Annotated in this window: 3 protein-coding genes and 1 pseudogene; 1 reads left to right on the forward strand and 3 read right to left on the reverse strand. The window is 43.8% G+C overall.

Going from position 1 to position 1,850, the window contains the following annotated elements:
• Window positions 1–166 (forward strand): transposase domain-containing protein (locus CBG25_RS03425; protein WP_290603847.1); only part of this gene is annotated, 166 nt, incomplete at its 5' end.
• A gap of 164 nt (window positions 167–330) precedes the next feature.
• Here CBG25_RS03425 and CBG25_RS03430 read toward each other — a convergent pair.
• The 3 genes and pseudogenes from CBG25_RS03430 to CBG25_RS03440 form a co-directional block, all read right to left on the reverse strand.
• Window positions 331–453: pseudogene (locus CBG25_RS03430) on the reverse strand (DNA circularization N-terminal domain-containing protein); the annotation flags it as partial.
• Between the two features lie 35 nt (window positions 454–488).
• Window positions 489–1,493 carry a phage tail tape measure protein gene (locus tag CBG25_RS03435; protein ID WP_290604536.1) on the reverse strand — a complete coding sequence of 335 codons (1,005 nt, stop codon included), beginning with the start codon at window positions 1,491–1,493 and terminating at the stop codon, window positions 489–491.
• Window positions 1,494–1,569: 76 nt separating this feature from the next.
• Window positions 1,570–1,850: transposase family protein (locus CBG25_RS03440; protein WP_290603775.1), on the reverse strand; the 281-nt coding region annotated here is incomplete at its 5' end.

A 1,850-nucleotide genomic window follows, 5' to 3' on the forward strand; every position in this document is an offset into this window, starting at 1 on the left:
AGCGGGTGCTCATGCAAGTGCGCTATTGTACAGCCTGGTGGAAAGTGCACGTATCAATGGTCTTAACCCGTACGATTATCTTCTGGCATTGCTGACGTCGCTAAAATCCCCTGATGAAGATATAGACTGGAACGTACTGCTGCCCTGGAAAATTACCTTACCTTAAACCACGCTACCTATCTCTGTGTGGTTCCAATGACGCTTACAAAAGACAAGCTAAAAAGCGGTCAGCTACATAAAAAATTGAAAGCGGAACTGAGCGAGTAAATTAAAGGGGGTGGATCAGTTTTACTTTAGCAAAGTGGATCAGAATTCAATTGGCATTGACAGCTTGTCACGATGGGGATATTCATGCACTTGTACGCGCCGCCCAAACGTCCCCTCGTCGTCTTCTATCTGAAACGGTACGCCGCGAAAGGAGGCTGGGCGTAGGTTATCTTTCCAACTGGTCATCAAAACTCCTGAAAAAGAAAAAACCGCCGAAGCGGTCATTGTCTGGCAAAGCGGGTATAGCCTTTATAGGTAAAATCCAAGTCAAACCAGGACGGTTGCTTACCTTCTGGTTTCACCGTCATACCAAGCGGTGCGTTGTTGAAATCAACTTGCAATTGCAACTTTTGTTCTCGTGACGGCACAGACAATCTGAGCTTTTCGATAGCTTTATCCTGGGTTTCGGATCTCGTGTTTTTCGTCGAGAAATTTTGGGCAAAAGGTGAAGGCATCAGCCCAATCGTATTGGGTGCTTTTTGGGGGGAATTTTCTGTTTTTGGCTGAAGCAGACCTGAAGAAGCAAACGGAGATTGCATCAATCCGATTGAATTGGAAGCCATTTCTATACCTCTATGGGTATTCAGGACTTCCGGCGGTACAACTTTTTTGATTTCTTCTCGTTGTTTTTTAATTTTTGGCGTTTCTTCCGTTGAGAAAGCATTCTTGACATCTTCCCAGTTAGCCGCGATTGCGCCGAGCGCAACACCGATTGCTGTCAATACCCAACCAATAGGTGTTGATGTTCCCAAAGCGATTAAAGCGGCGCGTAATCCCCAAACAGCAAGTTTCACCGTTGTTAGTCCTGCTGCAATACCCACCGCACTCCGAACGACGTTCGGATGTTGGGTCACAAACTCATCAAAGCGACCGCTCAAATCACCAAGCCACTTTGTTGTTGCCTTAGTATCCTTTTCAAATGCACGTCCTATTGAGGCAAGTCCGTTTGTTGCTGTGCCCATCATGGCATCCCAAAGATTGGTTAGCGTGCCAAGCTGCATTTTAACACGTTGATTCAAATCCGCTTGTCGTCGCATTCTGCTAACGATTTCATCGTAGCCTTCACGTCCTCTTTTGAGTAATTCATTTACGACTTGTAAAGTTTCTGAATCATCCTCGAAAAGGGATTTAATGATTGGCTCTCTTTCTGTGTCTTTTTTAATGTCGTTTATTTTTTTCATTTCAGAAAAGAATTTATCCAAGCCACCAAATGATCCTTTTCCCATCCGTGAAATCTAATTTGATTCTATAAGCGTGTTGCTTAATAGTGAAATAAGGGTGTTTCGGTGATTGAAGTAAATTTTACGCTGTTCTGAGATGGAAATTCCAAAGACCTGCGCTAAGGAGTAAGAAGGTATCATCAATAAAGGGTCTACGATTCCGTAAAATTTGGGTCATGCAACCGAGGCGCTTGATACCCGCGATGGCGTGTTCAACTGTAATACGGATGCCCGAGATTATTTTATTTTCTTGTTTTTGTTCAGGCGATAAAGGTCTTTTTCGAGTTCCTTTTTTTGGGATTTGTGTATTAGGATGCTGTTTATCTATACCTTGAAAACCGGTATCTGCCCAGATGGTTACCT

The sequence above is a fragment of the Arsenophonus sp. ENCA genome, assembly GCF_002287155.1.
GTDB classification, from domain to species: domain Bacteria; phylum Pseudomonadota; class Gammaproteobacteria; order Enterobacterales; family Enterobacteriaceae; genus Arsenophonus; species Arsenophonus nilaparvatae.

What these genes read in the sequence shown, in the direction of transcription:
- CBG25_RS03435 (WP_290604536.1), bottom strand. Translation starts at nt 1,493, where the DNA reads ATGGGAAAAGGATCATTTGGTGGCTTGGATAAATTCTTTTCTGAAATG.